Genomic DNA, 21,082 nt, shown 5'->3' on the forward strand with positions numbered 1-21,082 from the left:
GAAGAAAGGGGCAAGGCAACACCCACACAAGGAGATCTGATGCGTAAGCAACTGGTGCTCGCCGCCGCCGTGCTCGGCGCGGGCGCGGTCCTGGCCTCGCCCGCGCAGGCTCACCACCGTGACGACGGCCCCCGCGTCACCGGCCTGACCACCGCGGGCGACCTGGTCACCTTCGACGCGGGCGACCCGCGCGACGTCAACCGGATCGGCCGGATCAGCGGCCTCAAGGACGACATGCAGGTCGTCGGCATCGACTACCGGGTGCAGAACGGCAAGCTGTACGCGGTCGGCGACAAGGGCGGCATCTACACGCTGGACAACCGGGCCAGGGCCACCAAGGTGTCCCAGCTCACGGTCGCGCTCAACGGCAAGACCTTCGGCGTCGACTTCAACCCCGCCGCCAACCGGCTGCGCGTCATCAGCGACGCCGGCCAGAACCTGCGGCACAACCTCGACGACCCGAACGGCGCCCCCGCCGCGGGCATGACGGCCAACGACGGCACGCTCACCAACCCGCCCGTGCCCCCCGCCACGGCCGGGGCGACCGCGACCGGCGTGACCGGCGCCGGCTACACCAACAACGACCTGGACGCCACCACCGCCACGACGCTGTTCGACGTGGACACCATGGCCGACCAGGTCTCGGCGCAGTCCCCCGCCAACGCCGGCAACCTGGCCCCCACCGGCAAGCTGGGCGTGGACGCGGCGACCGACGCCGGGTTCGACGTCTACAGCCGGCTCCGCGATGGCGTGACGGTGTCGAACACCGCCTACGCCACGCTCAAGGCCGGCGGCGCGTACCGCTTCCACACGGTGAACGTGCTGACCGGTAAGGCGAACGTGGTTGGAACGTTCCCGTCCAACCGTCAGGTGAGTGACATCGCCGTCCAGCTCAGCTGATTGCGCAACGTATGCCCCCGGGCTACCGCACCCCGGGCGGCATATGTTACTGGTAAGTACATGAGACGTGTGCGGCTCCAGCGTGACCTCCCGGTGCCGATGCCCGACGGCGTCACGCTCCTGGCCGATCACTACGCCCCCGCCGGAGGCGGGCGGGCCCCCGTCATCCTGATGCGCTCCCCGTACGGCCGGCGCGGCCTGCTCGGCTGGTTCTACGGCCGCGGCTTCGCCCGCCAGGGCTTCCACGTCGTCATCCAGAGCTGCCGCGGCGGCTTCGGCTCCGGCGGCCTGCTCGACCCCCTCGGCGACGAGCACGACGACGGCCTGGCCACCGTGGCCTGGCTGCGCAAGCAACCCTGGTACGGTGGCTCGTTCGCGATGTTCGGCCCCTCCTACCTCGGCTACACCCAGTGGGCCATCGCGCCGTACGCCGGATCGGAGCTCAAGGCCATGGCCACGCAGATCACCGCCTCCCAGTTCAGGGACGCGGCCTACGTGGGCGGCGCGTTCGCGCTGGAGTCGGCGCTGAGCTGGACCACGCTCACCGACGGCATGTCCCGCCGCTTCGGCGGCGCCGCCGTGCTCACCGCGCCCCGGCTCACCCGCAGGGCGATCCTGTCGGGCCGTCCGGTGGCGGAGCTCGACCTCGCCTCGGCCGGGCGTCCGCTGCCGTTCTACCAGGACCTGCTCACCCACCACGCCGACCCGGCCGTCCCCTACTGGGACCGGCGCGACTTCTCGCCGAAGGTCGGCGAGGTGGAGGCGGCGGTCACGATGCTGGGCGGCTGGTACGACGTGTTCCTGCCGTGGCAGCTCAAGGACTACGCGGCGCTGCGGGCGGCGGGGCGGCGGCCGTACCTGACGATCGGGCCCTGGTACCACATCGACAGCCGGCACGGCCGGCCCACGATGGCCGAGGCGTCGGCGTGGTTCCGCGCGCACCTGCTCGGCGACCGCTCCCTGCTGCGGCCGGACCCCGTGCGGATCTACGTGACGGGGGCCGGGGAGTGGCGCGACCATCCCGACTGGCCGGTGCCCGGCATGCGGGAGCAGCGCTGGCACCTGCAGCACGGCTTCGGGCTCGGGACCGAGGGGCCGCTGGAGGCGGAGCCGGACCGCTTCCGCTACCACCCGGCCCATCCGACGCCGGTGATCGGCGGGCCGGTGCTGCTGGACGACTCCAGGCCGCGCGACCAGCGGCGGCTGGAGCAGCGCCGCGACGTGCTGGTCTACAGCTCGGCCGCGCTGGACTCGGACGTGGAGATGATCGGCCCGGTACGCGCGGAGCTGTTCGTGCGCTCCAGCACCCCGTCCGTGGACGTGGTGGTGCGGGTGTGCGACGTGCACCCGGACGGGCGCTCGCTCAACGTGTGCGAGGGCGTGCGCCGCCTGCGGCCGGGCTCCGGGCCCGGACCCGACGGTGAGGGCGTGCGCCGGGTCGGCGTCGACCTGTGGCCGATGGGGCACCGGTTCCGGCGCGACCACCGGATCCGGGTGCACGTGGCGGCGGGGGCGTACCCGACGATCGCCCGCAACCACGGCACCGGCGACCCCCTCGGCGCGGGCGGGGCGATGGTGCCCGCGGACGTCGAGGTGTTCCACTCCCCCGACCGCCCCTCGGCCGTGGTGCTGCCGCTGTGCGCGCCTCGAGGCTGATGTCGCTGGTCCTGCTGCTGCAGGGCCGGGGCGGGATGACGGCGGCCGAGCTGGCCAAGGAGCTGGAGGTCTCCGAGCGCACGGTGCACCGGGACGTGCTCGCGCTGTCGGAGGCGGGCGTGCCGGTCTACGCCGACCGGGGGCGGGGCGGCGGCTACCGGCTCGTCGACGGCTACCGGACCCGGCTGACCGGGCTGGACCGGGCCGAGGCGGAGGCGCTGTTCCTGTCGGGGGTGCCGGCCGCGCTGCGCGAGATGGGGCTGCAGGAGGTGGCGGCCACGGCCCGGCTGAAGGCCGCCGCCGCGCTCTCGCCCGCGCTGCGGGACGCGCCGTCGACCGCGGCGCAGCGCTTCCACCTGGACGCGCCGGGGTGGTTCGCCAGCGGTGACCCGCCGCCGGCCGCGCTGGCGCCGCTGGCCAGGGCCGTGTGGAGCGACCGGCGCGTCTCGGCCGTCTACAAGGGCAATGCGCGCACGCTGGAGCCGTACGGGCTGGTGCTCAAGGCGGGGGTCTGGTATCTGGCCGCCCGCCTCGGGACACGGTTCCTGATCTTCCGGCTGCACCGGTTCGGCGAGATCTCCGTGCTGGACGAGCCGTTCGTCCGCGACGCCGACTTCGACCTGGCCGCCTTCTGGGCCGGGCAGTCGGCGGAGTTCAGCCGATCGCTGCTGCGGGAGGTGATCACGCTGCGGCTCAGCGAGCGCGGCCTGCGGATGTTGCGGCACATCGCCGACCCGGCCGCGCTCGACGACGCGCTGGCCTCGCTCGGGCCGGACGGCACCGTGCGGCTGGCGGTGGAGTCGGTGCCGGTGGCGTACTCGCAGGTGCTGCGGTTCGGGCCGGAGGCGGAGGTGCTCGATCCGCCGGAGCTGCGGGCGATGGTCGCCGAGGCCGCCGCCCGCATGGCACGCCTCTACCGGTAGGACTCCCAGCCGGTCTCGCCGTCCTTCTCGCGCACCTCGGTGATGAAGCTCCACACGCGCGGGCGGCTGCCGTCCACGTCCGTCAGCCCGTACGCCACGGCCAGCTCCTCGCTGCTGACCGACCTGCCCGACCAGCGCTGCCGGTCCGGGTCCTGGGCCAGGGCGGCCACGCCCCGGCCGACGTAGAGCGGGGTCTCGGAGACCATCCAGGCGACGTCCACCTTGGCCTCGCGCCAGTTGTCCTCGGTGACGCCGAAGTTGTCGAGCATGGCCTCCGAGCGCAGGAAGCCCGGCGTCACGGCCACGCCGGTGCCGCCGTGCGGGCGCAGCTCGTTCGACCAGGCGAACGCCAGCCGGTTCACCGACATCTTGGCCAGGTCGTAGTAGACGTTCTCCCGGTAGCGGGTCTCGTTGAACGACCAGGTGCCGTCGGTGACCTCGACCACGAGGCCGCCCTTCTCCTTGATCACCAGCGGCAGCAGGTGCCGGGCGCTGATGAGGTGCGTGTCGATCGCCAGCCGGAGCAGCCGCAGCCCCTTGTCCATGTCGTGTTTCCAGACCGGCGTGTCCCACTCCCAGAGGCTGTCGGCGCCCCACACGTCGTTGACCAGCACGTCGAGCCGCCCGTGTGCGCCCTCCACGCGCCTGGCCAGCGCCTCGGCCTGGGCCGGGTCGAGGAAGTCGCAGGGGGCGGGGATGCCCGTCCCGCCGGCCGCGGTGACCAGCTCGGCCGTCTCCTCGATGGTCTCCGGCCGGTTCATCTCCGAGCGCCGCTCGCGCGTGCTCCTGCCCGCGCAGTAGACCGTCGCGCCGGCCTGCCCCAGGGCCACCGCGATGCCCCGTCCCGTCCCGCGGGTCGCGCCCGCCACCAAAGCAATCATGCGACCGATCGTGCCCGCGAAAGCCGACATCTCATGTCATGTTTTTCGGTAGAACCCTGTGATAAGTAGGGAGTTACTATGAACAGCGAATTCGAGCTTCGCGGGGTCAACCACGTCGCGCTGGTCTGCTCGGACATGAAGCAGACCGTCGACTTCTACTCCGGCGTGCTGGGCATGCCGCTGATCAAGACCATCGAGCTGCCCATGGGCTGGGGGCAGCACTTCTTCTTCGACTGCGGGGGCGGCAACGCGCTGGCCTTCTTCTGGTTCCCCGACGCTCCCGACGGGGTGCCCGGCGTGTCGGCGCCGAAGAACCTGCCCGACCGCGGCGAGCTGCTCTCGGCCGTCGGCTCCATGAACCACATCGCCTTCGACGTGCCGCCGGAGAAGATCGAGGAATACCGCGAGCGGCTCGTCGCCAAGGGCATCGACGTGGGCGTGCTGCTCAACCACGACGACAGCGAGTTCGGCGTGGCCCCCGAGATGCACGACGGCGTGTTCGTCAGGTCGATCTACTTCAAGGACCCCGACGGCGTGCTGGTCGAGTTCGCCGCCTGGACGCGCCGGGTCGGGCGGCCGGGCGACGTGACGCACGAGCCGAAGACCGCCGCCGACCGGACCGCGTGATGCCGCGGCTGCGCCAGGTGCCGCGGGAGGAGATGACCGACCCGGTCGTCACGTTCTTCCACGACCGCCTGCTCTCCCCCGACCGGCAGGGCACGGCCACCGGCTCGCCGGGCGACTGGTGGACGGTGTTCGCGCTCGATCCGAAGATCTTCCGGCACTGCGTCAAGGGTTTCCAGCTCTACCGGGAGATGACGCTCGACCCCGTGCTGCGCGAGCTGGGCCAGACCAGGGCGGGCTGGGCGAGGCAGAGCCAGTTCGTCTTCTCCCAGCACTGCAAGCAGCTGCGGGCGCTCGGCGTGCCGGAGGAGAAGGTGCGGGCGGTCGAGCACTGGGCGGTCAGCGACCTGTTCGGCGAGCTGGAGCGGGCCGTGCTGGCCTACGCCGACGCGCTGGTGCTGGACGGCGGACGGGTGCACGACGCGGTGTTCGCCGTGCTCAAGGCGCATCTGCCGGACGAGCAGATCCTGGAGCTGACGTACGCGATCTGCCTGTACGAGATGCACGCCACCATGTCGCGGGCGCTGCGGCTGGAGTTCGACGACCGGCCGGAACCGATCGTCGAGGTGCCCGCGCCCGAGGGGTACGGCACCCAGGACATCGCCGACGAGCTCGCCGGCAACCTCACCGGCGACGCGACCATTGGGCGCGAGTAATCGACCATTCATCGATCGGCGATCCCGTTCACCCCATGACCGTCGTTACTGTGCAACCGGCGACCCCTGCCCCCGGTCTCACATACCGAGAGGCCATCTCGACATTTAGGCCAAACCGTAACATTGCGGACATTGGGTTTAATACTCCCGTAAAGCTAATCTCCCTCCATTGACTAGATGTCAGGACCCGGTCACATCCGGTTCCTGATCCACCTATCGGAGGGTCGATGACTACCGGGGAACCCGGGCAGCCGCGCACCGACCGCAGCCCATGGAACTGGCTGCTGGTCCTGCCGATCGTGCTGCCGCTGCTGACGTTCCTGTTCAACGCCGATGAGCCGCGCCTGATGGGCTTCCCGCTCTTCTACTGGCTGCAGATCGCCTTCATCGTGGTCGGCGTCGTGTCCACGACCATCGTCTACAGGATGACCAAGTGAGCGGGCACACGACCGAGCTGGTCGTCTTCATCCTGCTGTTCCTGCTGGTCAGCGGCATGGGCTTCGTGGCCGCCCGCTGGCGGCGGCCCAACGACCTGGCCAGCCTCAACGAGTGGGGGCTCGGCGGTCGCAGCTTCGGCTCGTGGATCACCTGGTTCCTCATCGGCGGCGACTTGTACACCGCCTACACCTTCGTGGCGGTGCCGGCGCTGGTGTTCAGCTCCGGGGCGCTCGGCTTCTACGCGCTGCCGTACACCGTGGTGGTCTACCCGCTGGTGTTCCTGGTGCTGGCGCGGATGTGGTCGGTGTCGCACGTGCACGGGTTCGTCACGCCGGCCGACTTCGTCCGGGCCCGGTTCGGGTCGCCGACGCTGGCGCTGGTCATCGCGATCACCGGTCTGGTGGCCACGATGCCGTACATCGCGCTGCAGCTCGTCGGCATCGAGGCGGTGCTCAAGGCGATGGGCATCACCGGGCACCTGCCGATCATCATCGCGTTCGCGATCCTGGCCGCGTACACCTACCAGTCCGGCCTGCGCGCCCCCGCGTTGATCGCGTTCGTGAAGGACGCGCTGATCTACATCGTGATCCTGGCGGCGGTCATCTACATCCCGGCCAAGCTGGGCGGCTGGGACTCGATCTTCGACGCGGCCAAGGCCAAGTTCGACGCCAGCCCCAACGCGGCCGACGGCGTCATCCTGAACGCCAACAACCAGCTGCAGTACATCACGCTGGCCTTCGGCTCGGCGCTGGCGCTGTTCCTCTACCCGCACAGCCTCACCGGCGTGCTGGCCTCCAAGAACCGCAACGTCATCAAGCGCAACATGTCGGCGCTGCCCGCCTACAGCCTCGTGCTGGGCCTGATCGCGCTGCTCGGCTTCATGGCGATCGCGGCGGGCACCAAGCCGGTCACGGCCGACGGCAAGACCGACACGAACACGATCGTGCCGGTGCTGTTCGCCCAGATGTTCCCCGACTGGTTCACCGGCGTGGCCTACGCCGCCATCGGCATCGGCGCGCTCGTCCCGGCGGCGATCATGTCGATCGCCGCGGCGAACCTGTTCACCCGCAACATCTACCGCGAATACCTGAACAAGAACGCCACCGACGCCCAGGAGGCCAACGTCTCCAAGCTGGTGTCGCTGGTGGTCAAGGTGGGCGCGGTGCTGTGCATCCTGCTGCTCGACCCGCAGTTCTCGATCGACCTGCAGCTCATCGGCGGCGTGATCATCCTGCAGACCCTGCCGTCGGTGGGGCTGGGCCTCTACACCCGCTGGTTCCACAAGGGCGGCCTGATCGCGGGCTGGGCGGCCGGCCTGGGAGCGGGCATGTGGATGCTCTACCTCATCCCGAACCCGGCCAACGGCAAGCAGCACTTCGGCGGCTCGGCGTTCGGGCTGGCGAACCTGGGCTTCGACACCAAGATGACGATCTACGCCGGGTTCCTGGCGCTGGGCGTCAACCTGATCGTGGCGGCCGTGGGCACGCTGATCTTCCGGGCCGCCAAGGTGGCCGACGGGAAGGACGCGACCGCCCGGAACGACTACTTCGCCGACGAGGGTGACCCGGAGGTCAAGGACCTGGATCTGACCGGCTCCCACTGACCTCACCCGGATAGGCGGGGTTGGCCACCTCCAGCTTCGCGCGTACCGCCTGTTCGAGGGCGGTCACGAGGGCCGCGTCGTCCGCGACGCGGCCCTCCCGGATGGCGGCGGCCAGCTCGGCGTCGCCCGCCACGCCCAGCTCCGCCAGGCGGGCGGCGTGCCGCTCGGCCTGCTCGGGGCCGAGCTCGATCTCCCGCTCCACCATGCCGAGCACGTTGATGGCGACGCGGGTGTGGTAGCGGACCCGGCCGTCGACCGCCGGGAGCACATCGGTCTGGAGGAAGTCGCGCACGGCGGCCACGAGCTCGGCCGCGGTGGGGACGTCGTGCGGATCGGTACGCCTCACAGCACCTCCTTAGCAGACCGGGACCCCGCTCCCAAGGAACATCCGGCTACCAGGCGGAATGTCGCTTTTATCGGCATCCGATCATGTACCGACTAATCTGCGCACATGCACACTCAGTCCCCCGCCGCACCCGCCCCGGTGCTCGGGCCGAAGCTCATCCGGGCCGAGGTCCTCGTCGTGTTCTCGGTCTCGCTCGGCGCCAGCGCCCTGGTGGCGCTCGTGCGGCTGATCGGTGCGCTCACGGCGCCGCGGGAGCTCAAGGGCCAGCGGGCCGTGCTCGTCGGATCGATGGCACCCGACCGGCCCTGGCTGGACCTGGCGCTGCAGCTCGTCCAGATCGCGATCTCGGTGGCGCCGGTGGGGCTGGTGGCGTACCTGCTGGTGCGCTCCGGGGAGTCGCTGCGGACGATCGGCGCCGACCTGCGCAAGCCCGGGGGCGACCTGGCGCGCGGGGCGGCGCTGGCGGCCGCGATCGGCGGCTCCGGGCTGGCGTTCTACCTGGCGGTGTGGGCGGCGGGGGTGAACCTGACCGTCGTGCCCGGGCAACTGCCCGAGGTGTGGTGGCAGGTGCCGGTGCTGCTGCTGGCGGCGGCGCAGAACGGCGTGCTGGAGGAGGTGCTGGTCGCCGGCTACCTGCTGCACCGGCTCGGGCAGGCCGGGTGGTCGCCGTGGAAGGCCGTGGTGGTGTCGTCGCTGCTGCGCGGGGCGTACCACCTGTACCAGGGGTTCGGCGGGTTCGTCGGGAACGTGGTGATGGGGCTGGTGTTCGGGCGGCTGTACCAGCGATGGGGGCGGGCCATGCCGCTGGTGGTCGCGCACACGCTCATCGACGCCGTCGCCTTCGTCGGGTACGCCTTCCTGCACGGCCGGGTCAGCTGGCTGCCCTGATCGGCCGCCGCGCAGCCGTTGACCGCCGCCGGGGTTTCGGGATGGGATCGTTTCATGACCTTCGCCATCCCCGACGGCGTACGCCCGATCCGCGATGCCGTGTACGCGTTCATGACCGAGCGGGTCGAGCCCGCCGAGCCCGTCCTGCACGCGGGCGGGCCGGCGGCCGCGACGGCGCTGGAGGAGCTGCGGGCGGAGGCCAAGAAGGAGGGCCTGTGGGCGCTCGGCCACCCCCGCGAGCTGGGCGGCGGCGGGCTGCCGTTCCTCGACTACGTCTACGTCAACGAGGTGCAGGGCCGCAGCGAGTACGGGCAGCTCGCGCTGGGCACCTACACCCTCCAGGACTCCCTGATGCTGCACGAGCACGCCTCGCCCGAGCAGCGGGAGCGCTACCTGGAGCCGCTGGTGCGCGGCGACATCTCCCCGAGCTTCGCGATGACCGAGCCGAGCGTCTCCAGCAGCGACCCGACGCAGATCGGCACGGCCGCGGTGCTCGACGGGGACGAGTGGGTGATCAACGGGCACAAGTGGTTCACGACCGGGGCGTCGCGGGCGGCGTACACGACCGTGATGTGCAGGACCGAGCCGGACGCGCCACCCCACCTGGCCTTCTCCATGATCCTGGTGCCGACGGACACCCCCGGCTACACGATCGTGCGCGAGACGCCGGTGCTGGGCCTCGACGGGGCGCACTGCGAGGTGCGCTACGAGGACGTCCGCGTGCCGGCGTCGAACCTGCTCGGGCCGCGCGGGCAGGGGTTCGTCATCGCGCAGAAGCGGCTCGGGCCCGGGCGGATCTTCCACTGCATGCGGTGGCTGGGGCAGGCGCAGCGGGCCTTCGACCTGATGTGCCGGCGGCTGCACGAGCGCACCGCCTTCGGGGAGCCACTGGCCGCCAAGCAGCTCATGCGCCAGCACGTGTTCGACTCCTACGCCGAGATCCAGTCCGCCCGCCTCCTCACGCTGCACGCCGCCGAGGCGATCGACGCGGGCTCGCAGGCCCGGGTGGAGATCGGGGCGATCAAGGTGGTGGGCGCGCGGATGCTGCACAACGTGATCGACCGGGCCATCCAGGTGTACGGCGCCGCCGGCCTGACCCCCGACACGCCACTGGACCGGATGTACCGGCACGCGCGGGCGGGGCGCATCTACGACGGGCCCGACGAGGTGCACATCGACTCGGTGGGGCGGCGGATCCTGGGCTCGTACGCGGCGGGCGGCACCTGGGAGTTCGGCCGCCAATGACCGACCCGCAGACGATCACCCGTGAGGTGTTCGGGGCCGGCGCGGCGATCGGGTCCTCCGTCCGGCTGCCCGGCGGGGCCTCGCGGGAGACCTGGGCCCTCGACGTCGTCACCCAGGACGGCGGCAGGCACGAGCTGATCCTGCGGCTCGACTCGCCCGGCGCCCCCACGGAGGCGGGTTCCGGCCTGGCCGCCGAGGCGAGGCTGATGCGGGCCGCCGCCGGGGCCGGCGTGCCGGTGCCGCGGATCATCGCCTGCGGGGAGTCGTACATCCTCATGACCCGCGTCCCCGGCGAGACGATCCCGCGCAAGATCCTGCGCGACGACGCCTACGCGGCGGCGCGGCCCCGGCTGGCCCGGCAGTGCGGGCAGGCGCTGGCCGCCATCCACCGCATGCCGCTGTCGGCGGTCCCGGTGACGGAGGATCAGGGGCAGGACCCGCTGCTGCGCTGGCGGGACGTGCTGGACCAGCTCGGCGAGCCGCATCCGGTGTTCGAGCTGGCGTTGCGACGGCTGGCCGCATCCCGCCCGCGCAGCCGGCGGCCGACGGTCGTGCACGGCGACTTCCGCAACGGCAACCTCATCGTCGGGCCCGAGGGGATCAGGGCGGTGCTCGACTGGGAGCTCGCGCACACCGGCGACCCGCTGGAGGACCTGGGCTGGCTGTGCGTGAAGGCGTGGCGGTTCGGCTCCGAGCTGCCGGTGGGCGGGTTCGGCGACTACAGCGACCTCATCCACGCCTACGAGGAGGCCGGCGGGCAGGCGGTCGACCGTGACGCGCTGCGCTGGTGGGAGACGTTCGGCGTGCTGAAGTGGGGCATCATCTGCGTCATGCAGACCATGCGGCACCTGCGCGGCGGCGCGCGGTCGGTCGAGCTGGCCGCGATCGGGCGGCGGGTGTGCGAGAACGAGTGGGACCTGCTGCGGCTGCTGCGGGAAAACCCGTTGCCTGGCCGCCCTTCCTGACCGCACGCTTGGTCGGTGACCATCCTGCGAGCTTCCCATCTGGTCAAGCGGTTCGGGGCGGTCACGGCCGTTCGCGACGTGAGCCTGACCGTCGGTGAGGGCGAGGTCGTCGCGCTGCTCGGCCCCAACGGCGCGGGCAAGTCGACCACCCTGCACATGCTGCTCGGCCTGATCACTCCCGACGCGGGCACCATCGAGATGTTCGGGATGGAGCTGGCCCGGCACCGGGTCGAGGTCCTGAGCCAGGTCAACTTCGCCGCGAGCTACGTGGATCTGCCCGGGGTGCTGCGCGTGCACGAGGTGCTCGACGCCTTCGCCCGCCTGTACGCGGTGCGCCGCCCCCGCCTGCGGGTGGACGAGCTGATCGAGCTGTTCGAGCTGGGCCCGATCAGCAGGCGGCAGGTGATGGCGCTGTCGTCCGGCCAGCGCACCCGCGTGCAGCTGGCCAAGGCGCTGCTCAACGCGCCCCGGCTGCTGGTGCTCGACGAGCCCACGGCCAACCTCGACCCCGACGCCGGCGACCGGATCCGGGGGCTGCTGTCCCGCGTGGCCGGGGAGAGCGGCAGCTCCATGCTGATCACCTCGCACAACATGCGGGAGGTCGAGCGCATGTGCCACCGGATCCACTTCCTGTCCGGGGGCGAGATCGTGGCGGCCGGCAGCGCGGCGGAGCTGGCCGGGCACTACGGTGCCGAGGACCTGGAAGAGGTGTTCCTTAAGGTGGCCCGCGGATGACGCATCTGACCCTGCCCCCGTTGAGCCTGGCCGCCCGGCGCACCCGGGTGCTGGGCGTGGTCCGGCGTGACTTCGCGGCGCTGCGGCGCAGCCCGGTCCGGGTGTTCGAGATCCTGTTCTGGCCGACGGTCGAGCTGGTGCTGTGGGGGTTCGTCACGTCGTTCCTGCAGACGCAGCGGGTGCCGTTCGTGGTGTCGTTCCTGCTCGGCGCGGTGCTGCTGTGGCAGGTCCTGCAGAAGGCCAGCAACGAGATCTCGATCGCCTTCCTCGAGGACATCTGGTCGCGCAACCTGCTCAACGTGCAGGTCAGCCCGCTGTCCAGCGTCGAATACCTGGTGGGGCTGGTGCTGTTCTCGCTGGGCAAGGTGGCCTTCGCGGTGGCGGTGATGGCCGGGCTGGCCTACGCGCTGTACGGGTTCGGGGTGAGCGCCATGGGGGTCGGGCTGGTGCCGTTCATGGGGGTGCTGCTCATGCTGGGCTGGTCATTGGGGCTGGTCGGCATCGCGGCGGTGCTCCGCTTCGGCGAGAAGGCGCAGGTGATCGCCTGGTCGCTGGTGTTCGTGGTGCAGCCGCTGGCCGGGATCTTCTACCCGATCTCGGTGCTGCCGGCGCCGCTGCAGACGGCGGCCTGGTTCCTGCCGGCCTCGCACGTGTTCGAGGGCATGCGCACGGTCATGGCGGGCGGGGCGGTGCCGTGGGACCGGCTGGCCTGGGCGAGCGCCATCAACGTCGGCTATCTGGCCGGGACGCTGGGGTTGTTCGCGTGGGCGCTCAGCTATGCCCGGCGCCGCGGGCGGCTGTCGCGCTTCGGGGAGTGACCCGTCCGGGCACCGGCCCTTCCGGCCGGGGAGCGACCGCGGCGGCGATCACGTCCACCAGGCCCTCCACCACCTGCGCCCGGTCCACCTCCCGGTGGTCGAGCCACCAGTCGCCGGTCGTCTGCACCATGCCGACGAAGGCGTGCCCGAGCACCTGGGCGCGCACCGGGTCGGGCACCACCCGCTCGGCGGCCAGCACGCCGCCGAGCTCCTCCCCCAGGCTGCGCACCAGCGAGGTCATGTGGGAGCGGACCCTGCTGTCCTCGGCGCCGGCCCGGTGGAACAGGAACCGGTAGAGGTTGAGGTTGGCCGAGACCAGGTCGAGGTAGACGTCGATGGCCGACCTGGCCCGCTCGCGCAGGTCGGGCCCCGCCGCGGCGAACTCGGGCCGGAGCTGGGCGATGACCCTGCGCACGTGCCGGTCGGCCAGGGCCTGGTAGAGGCCGTGCTTGTCGCCGAAGTGGCGGTAGAGGATGGGCTTGGTGATGCCCGCCTCGGCGGCGATGGCCGCCATCGAGACCCCGGGGCCCTCCTTCATGATGACCCGGTCGGCCGCGTCGAGCAGCGCACTGCGCCGATCCGGATCCCGCCCGTTCACCTGTCCAGGATAGATCGCAAGCGGGCCGGGAGCACCGCCGAGAGCACCAGGACGGCGCCGATGAGCGCGTACAGGCCGCTCGTCCCGGCCAGGGTGCCGGGCGGCTCGCCCAGCTCCGCCCACGGCACGCCGTCCGGCGGGGACCACGGCAGCCCGCCGGTCCGCGCCCAGGGCAGGGTGGCGGCCACGCCGACCGCGGCGTCCAGGTCGAGGGCGAACAGCACGCCCGCCGCGGCCAGGGGCACCCCGCAGCCGAGGGCGGCCGCGGGCCAGGCGGTGAGGAGGGTGACGAGCAGGGCCACCGCCGCCAGGTAGCCCAGGCCGGCGGGCGCGGGACCGAACGCGGCGGTGGCCGTGCGCAGGGCCCTGGCGGCGGCCTCGGTGAGGTAGTAGACGGGGACGATCGCCGCGACGCCGGCGGCGGCTCCCATGAGGTGGCGGGCACGCCGGTCGCGCATGCTCCCCTCCCGTGTGCTCGCCCGCGGCCCGGGCCCGTACGTGCCGGGAGATCGCGAGTTTCGGACGCCCACCTTAGCCGTCCGGTCCGCGCCGCACGCGGGAACGCGGGAAGGTCCGCCCTGTTCAGACGTTGTGGCGTTCCCGGTGGGGAGTGCGGCCGGCGCCGCGCAGGCCGGCGGTCGCGACCACCCGGCTGAGGTCGGTGGGGGTCAGCAGGCCGATCAGGTGCCCGCTCGCGTCGAGGACGACCGCGCGCCCGTCCGTGCAGCCGCCCATCCGGCTCAGCAGCTCCGTCAGCGGCTCGTCCGGGCCGGACCGCGCCACCTCGTCCGGCGGGCAGGCGATGTCGCTCAGCCTCTTCGCGGCGCGGTCCTGCGGGGGCACCCTGCGGATGCGGTTGAGCGTCACCAGCCCGGTGAACACGCCGTCGTCGTCCACCAGCGGGTACGTGGACAGCCGCCGGTGCATCACGACCTGGTCGATCAGGTCCGCCACGGTCTGGCCGGGGTGCGCGACGACGGGCCGGGCCGACATCACGTCGCCCACCCGCAGCCCGTACAGCAGGGTGCCGAGCCGGGTCTGCTGCTCCTCAGCGGTGGCGGCGTTGACCAGGAACAGGCCGATCAGGACCAGCCACAGCCCCTCGAAGCCGAGCCCGGTGACGACCTGCAGGAAGCCCAGGGCGATGAGCACGTACCCGAAGACCCGGCCGGCGCGGGCCGCGGCGATCGCCGCCCTGGCGCGGTCCCGCCAGCGCGCCCACAGGGCCGCGCGCAGCACCCGCCCGCCGTCCAGTGGCGCGGCCGGGATGAGGTTGAACACGGCGAGCAGCACGTTCACCCCGGCCAGGTACAGGAACACGCCGGAGGGCAGCGACGTCCCCGTCATGGCGGAGACCAGCACCGCCATGGCGCCGAACAGCACCCCCGCCAGCAGGCTCGTCACGGGGCCAACGGCGGCGATCCTCATGTCGGCGCCGGGCGTGCGGGGCTGGCCGCGCAGTTCGGCGACCCCGCCGAGCAGCCACAGGGTGATGTGCGCCACCTCGATGCCGTTCCGGCGGGCCGTCACGGCGTGGGCCAGCTCGTGGGCGAGCAGGGACCCCAGGAACAGCACGGCCGAGGTCAGCCCGGCCAGCAGATACTCCACGGGGGAGCGGCCGGGGAAGACCGCGGGGAAGTGTCCGTAGGCCAGCCCCACGACCAGGATGACGACGATGACCAGCACGCTGACGTTGAGCCCGACCTGGACTCCGCCGATGCGGCCCAGAGAGATGGAGGAGCGCATCTTGCCTCCCGCGGATAGCTGTCCGCCCTCCCTTACCCGCGCATCGCCGCTGGTCACGCGGATGGTCGGGTGTTTCTCGTCACTCGGGCGGTTCCTCCGCGGTCAGTTCACGTCACCGGGAGGCGCCGCCGACGGTGGCCCGCTGCCCATGGTCGATGTCATCGTCCGCCCCTTCGCCGGCAGCGGCGTCTTGTGCCCGCTATCCGGCCGCCTGACCGATAGCTCCGGAATTGCCGTGGTTGTCGATTGATGTCATGGGTAGACGGGCGTGACGGGCGATACCTGAGGGGAGGATCGATGACTACGGGTGATTATTGGCATTACGGCTACGGCCCGATGGATGATCTGCTGGCCAGGTTCTTCGGGCTCGGCCCACCGGCGTTCCCCCGTCGCGTGGACATCGAGCGGTTGCTCAGCGAGGACACGATCGAGTTGCTGCGGACGGCGGCGGAGAAGGCGGCCGAGTGGGGCGCCGACTACCTCGACACCGAGCACCTGTTGTGGGCCGCCACGCAGGTGGAGGCGACCCGGAGGCAGCTGGAGCAGGCGGGAGCGGATCCGGCGGCGCTGGCGGGAGAGGTTGAGCAGGCCGTCGAGCAGGGCGAGCCGCGCCAGGGCCCCATGCCGCTGGCCCCGGCGGCCAAGCGGGCGCTGCTGGACGCCCGGCAGGTGGCGCACGCCACGGGCGCGTCGTACATCGGGGCGCAGCACCTGGTGCTCGCCCTGGCGGCCAATCCCCACTCGACGGCGGGCCGGCTGCTGCGCGGGGCGCGCGTCACCCCGCAGTCGTTCGCGCCGGAGGGCATGGGGGCCGCCGAGCCGCTGGCGGGCCAGCAGCCGGCGCCCAGCAGCACCCCCACCCTCGACCAGTACGGCCGGGATCTGACGGCCGTCGCCCGGGAGGGCGCGATCGACCCCGTGGTCGGCCGTGACAACGAGATCATGCAGGCGGTGGAGGTGCTGTCGAGGCGGACCAAGAACAACCCGGCTCTGCTGGGCGAGCCGGGCGTCGGCAAGACCGCGATCGTCGAGGGGCTGGCGCAGCACATCGTGGACGGCGAGGTGCCCGACACGCTCAAGGACAAGCGCGTGGTCCAGGTGGACCTGGCCGGGATGGTGGCGGGCACGAAGTACCGCGGCGAGTTCGAGGAGCGCCTGACCAAGGTCATGGAGGAGATCCGCGCGAACCGCGAGGAGCTCGTCATCTTCATCGACGAGCTGCACACCGTCGTGGGCGCGGGCGGCGGGGAGGGCTCCATCGACGCCGCGAACATGCTCAAGCCCGCCCTGTCCCGCGGCGAGCTGCACGTGATCGGCGCCACCACGCTGGAGGAGTATCGCCGGCACATCGAGAAGGACGCCGCGCTGGAGCGGCGCTTCCAGCCCATCCTGGTGCCCGAGCCGAGCGTCGCCGACACCATCGAGATCCTGCGCGGCCTGCGCGACCGGTACGAGGCCCACCACCAGGTCAAGTTCACCGACGACGCGCTCGTCGCCGCGGCCGAGCTGTCCGACCGCTACGTCTCCGACCGGTTCCTGCCCGACAAGGCCATCGACCTGATGGACCAGGCGGGCGCCCGGGTGGCGCTGCAGACCAGGACCACGCCGGCCGGCACCCGCGAGCTGGAGGAGCAGCTGGAGCACCGGCAGCGGGAGAAGCAGCAGGCGGTGGAGTGCGAGGACTACGAACGCGCCCGCGAGCTGCGCGACGAGATCGCCGGTCTGCAGTCCCAGGTCGGGCAGGCCCGCGGCTGCCGGCGCGGGGTCGCCGAGGTCACCCCGAACGAGATCGCCGAGGTGGTCTCCCGCGCCACCGGCATCCCCGTCTCCCAGCTCACCCAGGAGGAGAAGGACCGGCTGCTGGCCCTGGAGGAGCACCTGCACCAGCGGGTGATCGGCCAGGACGAGGCGGTCGCGGCGGTGTCCGAGGCGGTACGCCGCTCCCGGGCCGGAATGAGCGACCCCGACCGGCCCATCGGCTCCTTCCTGTTCCTCGGGCCCACCGGGGTCGGCAAGACGGAGCTGGCCCGCGCGCTGGCCGAGTCGCTGTTCGGCGAGCAGGAGCGGATGATCCGGCTCGACATGAGCGAGTTCCAGGAGCGGCACACCGTCTCCCGGCTGGTCGGCGCCCCGCCGGGATACGTCGGTTACGAGGAGGCGGGCCAGCTCACCGAGCAGGTGCGGCGCAAGCCGTACTCGGTCCTGCTGCTGGACGAGATCGAGAAGGCCCACCCCGACGTGTTCAACCTGCTGCTGCAGGTGCTGGACGACGGGCGGCTGACCGACGCGCAGGGCCGTACGGTGGACTTCCGGAACACCGTGCTGATCATGACCTCCAACCTGGGCGCGGACCTCATCATGTCCCATCCGGGCGAGGCCGCCCGGGGGCTGCGCGGCCAGCTCATGCGGCTGCTGCAGATGCGGTTCAGGCCGGAGTTCCTCAACCGGGTCGACGAGATCATCGTCTTCCGCGGCCTCGACGCCGAGCAGCTCCGGCAGATCACCGTCCTGCTGCTGGAGGACACCCGGCGGCGGCTGCACGCCCAGGGCGTCGTGCTGGAGCTCGAGCCGGCGGCCGTGGACTGGCTGGCGCATGAGGGGTACCAGCCGCACTTCGGGGCCCGGCCGCTGCGCCGGACGATCCAGCGCAAGCTCGACAACACGCTGTCGCGGCTGCTGCTGGACGGCACGCTGAGGCGGGACCAGCGCGCGCACATCGGGGTCAGGGACGGCGATCTCGCCATCACCGTGCTCGATCCGGGGACCGAGCCCGGGCCGGACGTCGAGCCGCACGTCGTGGCCCGGCCCGAACCGCGCCTCCCCGAGGAGGACCAGCCGGACCTGACCGGCCCCTACCTGTGACCGGCCTCGTTGACGACGCTCATGGGAACGCTGCGGCGGATTCGCCGGCTGGCCGCGGACACGCCGGCGCGCCGGGACCGTCAGGTCGACCTGCTGCGCGCGGTCGCGATCGCGGCCGTGGTCATGGGCCACTGGCTGGTCGTGTACGTGAGCGACGACGGTGGCCTGCACGGCGGCAGCGCCCTGGAGACCGTACCCTGGACCCGGCCGCTGACCTGGCTGTTCCAGGTCATGCCGATCTTCTTCCTGGTCGGCGGTTTCGCCAACGCGGCCTCCTTCACCTCCCATCGGGACGGCGGCGGCACCGCGTCGAGCTGGATCCTGCGGCGTACCGACCGGCTCGTCCGGCCCACCACGGCGCTGCTGGGCGTGCTGACCGTGGCCGCCCTGTCGGCGCGGGCGCTGGGCGCCGATTCCGCGCTGATCGGGATGGGCGTCTGGGCGGCGGCGATCCCGCTGTGGTTCCTCGTGGTCTACCTGGCCGTCGTGGTGCTGACCCCGCTCACGCATGCCCTGCACCGCCGGTACGGACTGGCCGTGCCGGTCGTGCTGGTCGTCCTCGTCGGCGTGGGTGACGCGGCGCGGATGGCGTGGCACATTCCGTACGTCGACCAGGGGAACTTCCTGTTCGCCTGGCTGGCCGTCCACCAGGCCGGCTTCGCCTGGCAGGACGGGCGCCTGCCGGCGCGGCGCTCCGTCGCGCTGCCGCTCGCCCTCGGCGGGCTCGCCGCGCTGGTCGCGCTGACCGTGCCCGGCCCGTACCCGATCAGCATGGTGGGGGTGAACACCTCGCCGCCCAGCCTGGCACTGCTGGCGCTGGCCGTCGCGCAGACGGGTCTGGCCATGTGGCTGCAGGACCCGGTCAACCGGTGGCTGCGGCGGCTGCGCCCGTGGACGGTGGTGGTCGCGGTCAACTCCGTGATCATGACGTTGTTCCTGTGGCACATGACGGCCGCCGTGCTGGGGGTGCTGGCGCTGTATCCGACGGGGGTGCTGCCGGACCCGCCGGCCGGTTCGACGGCCTGGGTGCTGCTGCGGGTGCCGTGGATCGTCGTGCTGGCCCTGATCCTCGGGGTGCTGGTGGCGGTGTTCGGGCCCATCGAGCAGCGCTCCGGCCCGCTGCCCGATCCCCGCGCCGCGCCGGTCGTGCCGGCGCTGGCCGGGACGGCGGGGGTGCTGGCCGGGCTGCTCGGCGCCGCGTCGGCCGGTCCGGGCGACCACGGCGTGGCAGGGCTGCCCACCCCGGCCCTGGTCGCCTACTTCGCCGGGGCCGCCGTGCTGCGCCACGCCCGTCGTCGCAGGTCAACGGGCCCTCCGCTGGTGTGAGACGGCCGGAAGTGGGTAGTGGGAGGCGGGCGACGGGAGAAGGTCCCGTCAACGCAATCGGGAGGTGATGTCACCGATGACCCGCGAGATGGAGCGGCATCCCGACATCATCAGCATGCGGGAGAGGTACGAGGTAGCCGCGGCCAATCCGGCGGTTCAGGCGGCGGACGGGCTGACCCTGCTGGCCGGGCTCTTCCTGGCGCTGTCGCCGTGGATCGTGGGATTCACCAACCTCGGGGCGCTCACCGTGAACAACCTGGTCACCGGGATCGCCGTGGCGCTGCTGGCGCTGGGCTTCAGCTCGGCGTACGGCCGCACGTACGGCATCGCGTGGACCGCACCCCTCATCGGGGTGTGGACCATATTGGCACCCTGGGTGATCAGGGGTGAGACGAACACGTCGGGGATCATCACGAACGTCATTGTCGGCGCGATCATCCTCATTCTGGGCCTGGTCACGTGCGGCATGGGCATGACGCGAAGGCGGTGAGAATAGGGCCGGCCCACGGACCGGCCCTCCATCTCTCCCCTCAGCGCATGTCCACGGTGAGCAGGCCGTCCTCCCACGCGGCCGTGGTGCCGAGCTTGGCGCACGCGCCGATGAAACGCCGGCCGAGCCAGTCGCGCTCCTCGCCGGTGGCCAGGAGGGTGTGGCAGTAGTCGAGCTTGAGCGGCACGGCGCGCAGCCGTACCGGGCCGAGCTCGTCGATGGTCACCAGGAACAGCAGCGACAGGTCGTTGCGCAGGTCCGGATCCACCAGGTAGTCGTCGAGGAAGTCCCCCATGTCGTACAGGACGGGCGGGGCGACTCCGTGGGGGACGTGCGCGGAGTGGCCGGCGATCAGCGTGGCTCCCGCGTCGGCCAGGATCGTGGCCGCCGCGCGGACGTACGGCAGCGGGCCGGTCGTCATGTTGGGGCCCCAGTGGGGGCTGACCAGCACGACGTCCACCTCCGTACGCGCTCGTGCCACCGTGTCCGTCAGCCAGGCCGGGACGCCGGACTGCAGGTCGGCGTAGGCCACGCCGGGCCGGTCGGGGGTGGCGGCGTAGTCCGGGGGGTGGTCGGTGACGGAGATGACGGCTATGCGCAGCCCGTTCACGACCAGCACGACCGGCTCGCGCGCCCGCTCCAGGTCGCCGCCCGCGCCCGCCACGCGGATCTCGGCGCGTTCGAGCAGGGCACGGGTGTCCAGCAGCGCTTCGTGGCCGTAGTCCAGGGCATGGTTGTTGGCCAGCGTGACACAGCTGACGCCGAGCTCGGCGAGCAGCTCCACGGCGTGCGACGGGGCGCGGAAGTGGAACGGTTTGCCGGGAGCGCTCCACGGGCTGCCCCGGTCGGAGACGCAACATTCGAGGTTCAGCAGGGTCAGGTCGGCCTCGGAGAGCCACGCGCGGACGCCGTCCGACACGAACGCCTCCGGTTCGGATGATCTGGCCAGCAGGTCGGCGACGCCACGGCCGAGCATCGTGTCACCCGCCAGCGCGAGCGTCACAGTCACAGGAGTCCTCTGCCTCGCGATGACGTGCTCAAACACATGGATACGGGGGGCGGTGCCGGGTAGGGCCACGCGGACAGCGCGGCGGGCGCCGGTCCGCAGGATTTCATGACGGGAAAGGACGGACGGCCGGATGAGAGCGCATGAACAACGGCATCGGGTGGGGGCGGGGGACGTCGAGCGGGCGTCCCGGGCGATCCACCGCCAGGCCACCACCGAAACCGCCACCGTGGCCGCCACGTCCATCGCCGACGGTCTCCCCCTTCCGGGCAGGCGGCCCGGTCGGGGCCGGCGGGGCTACGGGGACAAGCGGGCCGATCGGCGGGGCCTTGGGGGCCTTAGAGGCTTGCTGGCCGATCGGGACAGGCAGGGCCTC

21 protein-coding genes are annotated in these 21,082 nt (G+C 72.0%); 15 read left to right on the forward strand and 6 right to left on the reverse strand.

The window, feature by feature from the left end; translation table 11 throughout:
- Positions 1-39 precede the first annotated feature (39 nt).
- The 3 genes from AB0J69_RS41950 to AB0J69_RS41960 are packed head-to-tail and all read left to right on the forward strand — an operon-like array spanning position 40 to position 3,479.
- Complete coding sequence (locus AB0J69_RS41950) at positions 40-900, forward strand: DUF4394 domain-containing protein (RefSeq protein WP_364129864.1); 861 nt, start codon at positions 40-42, stop codon at positions 898-900.
- 60 nt (positions 901-960) lie between these two features.
- Positions 961-2,556, forward strand: a complete 1,596-nt coding sequence (locus AB0J69_RS41955; protein WP_364129867.1) for a CocE/NonD family hydrolase — start codon at positions 961-963, stop codon at positions 2,554-2,556.
- A complete protein-coding gene (locus AB0J69_RS41960) occupies positions 2,538-3,479 on the forward strand; it encodes a WYL domain-containing protein (RefSeq protein WP_364129870.1) in 942 nt (313 codons plus the stop codon). Before AB0J69_RS41955 ends, AB0J69_RS41960 begins: the two co-directional genes overlap by 19 nt.
- On the opposite strand, the gene AB0J69_RS41965 is transcribed toward AB0J69_RS41960, so the two are convergent.
- Complete coding sequence (locus AB0J69_RS41965; RefSeq protein WP_364129873.1) at positions 3,470-4,360, reverse strand: SDR family oxidoreductase; 891 nt, start codon at positions 4,358-4,360, stop codon at positions 3,470-3,472. The genes AB0J69_RS41960 and AB0J69_RS41965 overlap by 10 nt on opposite strands.
- Positions 4,361-4,438: 78 nt before the next feature.
- On the opposite strand from AB0J69_RS41965, the gene AB0J69_RS41970 reads away from it, so the two are divergent.
- From AB0J69_RS41970 to mctP, 4 genes are all read left to right on the forward strand, one after another.
- The gene (locus tag AB0J69_RS41970) at positions 4,439-4,987 is read left to right on the forward strand and encodes a VOC family protein (protein ID WP_364129876.1); all 549 of its coding nucleotides are present in this window, start codon (positions 4,439-4,441) and stop codon (positions 4,985-4,987) included.
- The gene (locus AB0J69_RS41975) at positions 4,987-5,640 is read left to right on the forward strand and encodes a carboxymuconolactone decarboxylase family protein (protein ID WP_364129878.1); all 654 of its coding nucleotides are present in this window, start codon (positions 4,987-4,989) and stop codon (positions 5,638-5,640) included. Before AB0J69_RS41970 ends, AB0J69_RS41975 begins: the two co-directional genes overlap by 1 nt.
- A gap of 227 nt (positions 5,641-5,867) precedes the next feature.
- Positions 5,868-6,077 carry a DUF3311 domain-containing protein gene (locus AB0J69_RS41980; protein ID WP_364129880.1) on the forward strand — a complete coding sequence of 70 codons (210 nt, stop codon included), beginning with the start codon at positions 5,868-5,870 and terminating at the stop codon, positions 6,075-6,077.
- Positions 6,074-7,681, forward strand: coding sequence for a monocarboxylate uptake permease MctP (mctP, locus tag AB0J69_RS41985; RefSeq protein WP_364129883.1), 1,608 nt, complete (start codon positions 6,074-6,076; stop codon positions 7,679-7,681). Before AB0J69_RS41980 ends, mctP begins: the two co-directional genes overlap by 4 nt.
- On the opposite strand, the gene AB0J69_RS41990 is transcribed toward mctP, so the two are convergent.
- Positions 7,650-8,027, reverse strand: a complete 378-nt coding sequence (locus AB0J69_RS41990) for a DUF6285 domain-containing protein (RefSeq protein ID WP_364129885.1) — start codon at positions 8,025-8,027, stop codon at positions 7,650-7,652. The genes mctP and AB0J69_RS41990 overlap by 32 nt on opposite strands.
- A 105-nt stretch (positions 8,028-8,132) precedes the next feature.
- Here AB0J69_RS41990 and AB0J69_RS41995 point away from each other — a divergent pair, with 105 nt between their 5' ends.
- Genes AB0J69_RS41995 through AB0J69_RS42015 form a run of 5 tightly spaced genes read left to right on the forward strand, consistent with a single transcriptional unit; the run spans position 8,133 to position 12,678 of the window.
- Positions 8,133-8,915: a CPBP family intramembrane glutamic endopeptidase gene (locus AB0J69_RS41995; protein WP_364129887.1), complete on the forward strand. Its 783-nt coding sequence runs from the start codon at positions 8,133-8,135 to the stop codon at positions 8,913-8,915.
- A gap of 54 nt (positions 8,916-8,969) precedes the next feature.
- Complete coding sequence (locus tag AB0J69_RS42000) at positions 8,970-10,160, forward strand: acyl-CoA dehydrogenase family protein (RefSeq protein ID WP_364129890.1); 1,191 nt, start codon at positions 8,970-8,972, stop codon at positions 10,158-10,160.
- Positions 10,157-11,125, forward strand: a complete 969-nt coding sequence (locus tag AB0J69_RS42005; RefSeq protein ID WP_364129892.1) for a phosphotransferase family protein — start codon at positions 10,157-10,159, stop codon at positions 11,123-11,125. The genes AB0J69_RS42000 and AB0J69_RS42005 overlap by 4 nt, the downstream gene beginning before the upstream one ends.
- A gap of 15 nt (positions 11,126-11,140) precedes the next feature.
- Positions 11,141-11,860, forward strand: coding sequence for an ABC transporter ATP-binding protein (locus AB0J69_RS42010; RefSeq protein ID WP_364129894.1), 720 nt, complete (start codon positions 11,141-11,143; stop codon positions 11,858-11,860).
- Positions 11,857-12,678, forward strand: coding sequence for an ABC transporter permease (locus AB0J69_RS42015; protein ID WP_364129896.1), 822 nt, complete (start codon positions 11,857-11,859; stop codon positions 12,676-12,678). The genes AB0J69_RS42010 and AB0J69_RS42015 overlap by 4 nt, the downstream gene beginning before the upstream one ends.
- Here AB0J69_RS42015 and AB0J69_RS42020 read toward each other — a convergent pair.
- The 3 genes from AB0J69_RS42020 to AB0J69_RS42030 form a co-directional block, all read right to left on the reverse strand.
- Positions 12,632-13,276, reverse strand: a complete 645-nt coding sequence (locus tag AB0J69_RS42020; protein WP_364129899.1) for a TetR/AcrR family transcriptional regulator — start codon at positions 13,274-13,276, stop codon at positions 12,632-12,634. The genes AB0J69_RS42015 and AB0J69_RS42020 overlap by 47 nt on opposite strands.
- Positions 13,273-13,734 carry a hypothetical protein gene (locus tag AB0J69_RS42025; protein ID WP_364129901.1) on the reverse strand — a complete coding sequence of 154 codons (462 nt, stop codon included), beginning with the start codon at positions 13,732-13,734 and terminating at the stop codon, positions 13,273-13,275. Before AB0J69_RS42025 ends, AB0J69_RS42020 begins: the two co-directional genes overlap by 4 nt.
- Positions 13,735-13,858: 124 nt before the next feature.
- Complete coding sequence (locus AB0J69_RS42030; protein ID WP_364129903.1) at positions 13,859-15,022, reverse strand: site-2 protease family protein; 1,164 nt, start codon at positions 15,020-15,022, stop codon at positions 13,859-13,861.
- Positions 15,023-15,319: 297 nt separating this feature from the next.
- On the opposite strand from AB0J69_RS42030, the gene AB0J69_RS42035 reads away from it, so the two are divergent.
- From AB0J69_RS42035 to AB0J69_RS42045, 3 genes are all read left to right on the forward strand, one after another.
- Positions 15,320-17,884 carry an ATP-dependent Clp protease ATP-binding subunit gene (locus tag AB0J69_RS42035; RefSeq protein ID WP_364129905.1) on the forward strand — a complete coding sequence of 855 codons (2,565 nt, stop codon included), beginning with the start codon at positions 15,320-15,322 and terminating at the stop codon, positions 17,882-17,884.
- Positions 17,885-17,905: 21 nt separating this feature from the next.
- Positions 17,906-19,210 (forward strand): acyltransferase, encoded by a 1,305-nt coding sequence (locus AB0J69_RS42040; RefSeq protein ID WP_364129908.1) that lies wholly within the window; start codon positions 17,906-17,908, stop codon positions 19,208-19,210.
- A gap of 76 nt (positions 19,211-19,286) precedes the next feature.
- A complete protein-coding gene (locus tag AB0J69_RS42045; RefSeq protein ID WP_364129910.1) occupies positions 19,287-19,700 on the forward strand; it encodes an SPW repeat protein in 414 nt (137 codons plus the stop codon).
- Between the two features lie 40 nt (positions 19,701-19,740).
- Here the strand turns inward: AB0J69_RS42045 and AB0J69_RS42050 are convergent, their stop codons facing one another.
- Positions 19,741-20,709, reverse strand: a complete 969-nt coding sequence (locus AB0J69_RS42050) for a CapA family protein (RefSeq protein ID WP_364129912.1) — start codon at positions 20,707-20,709, stop codon at positions 19,741-19,743.
- Positions 20,710-21,082: the final 373 nt, after the last annotated feature.

The sequence above is a fragment of the Nonomuraea sp. NPDC049709 genome (assembly GCF_040674815.1).
Lineage (GTDB): Bacteria > Actinomycetota > Actinomycetes > Streptosporangiales > Streptosporangiaceae > Nonomuraea.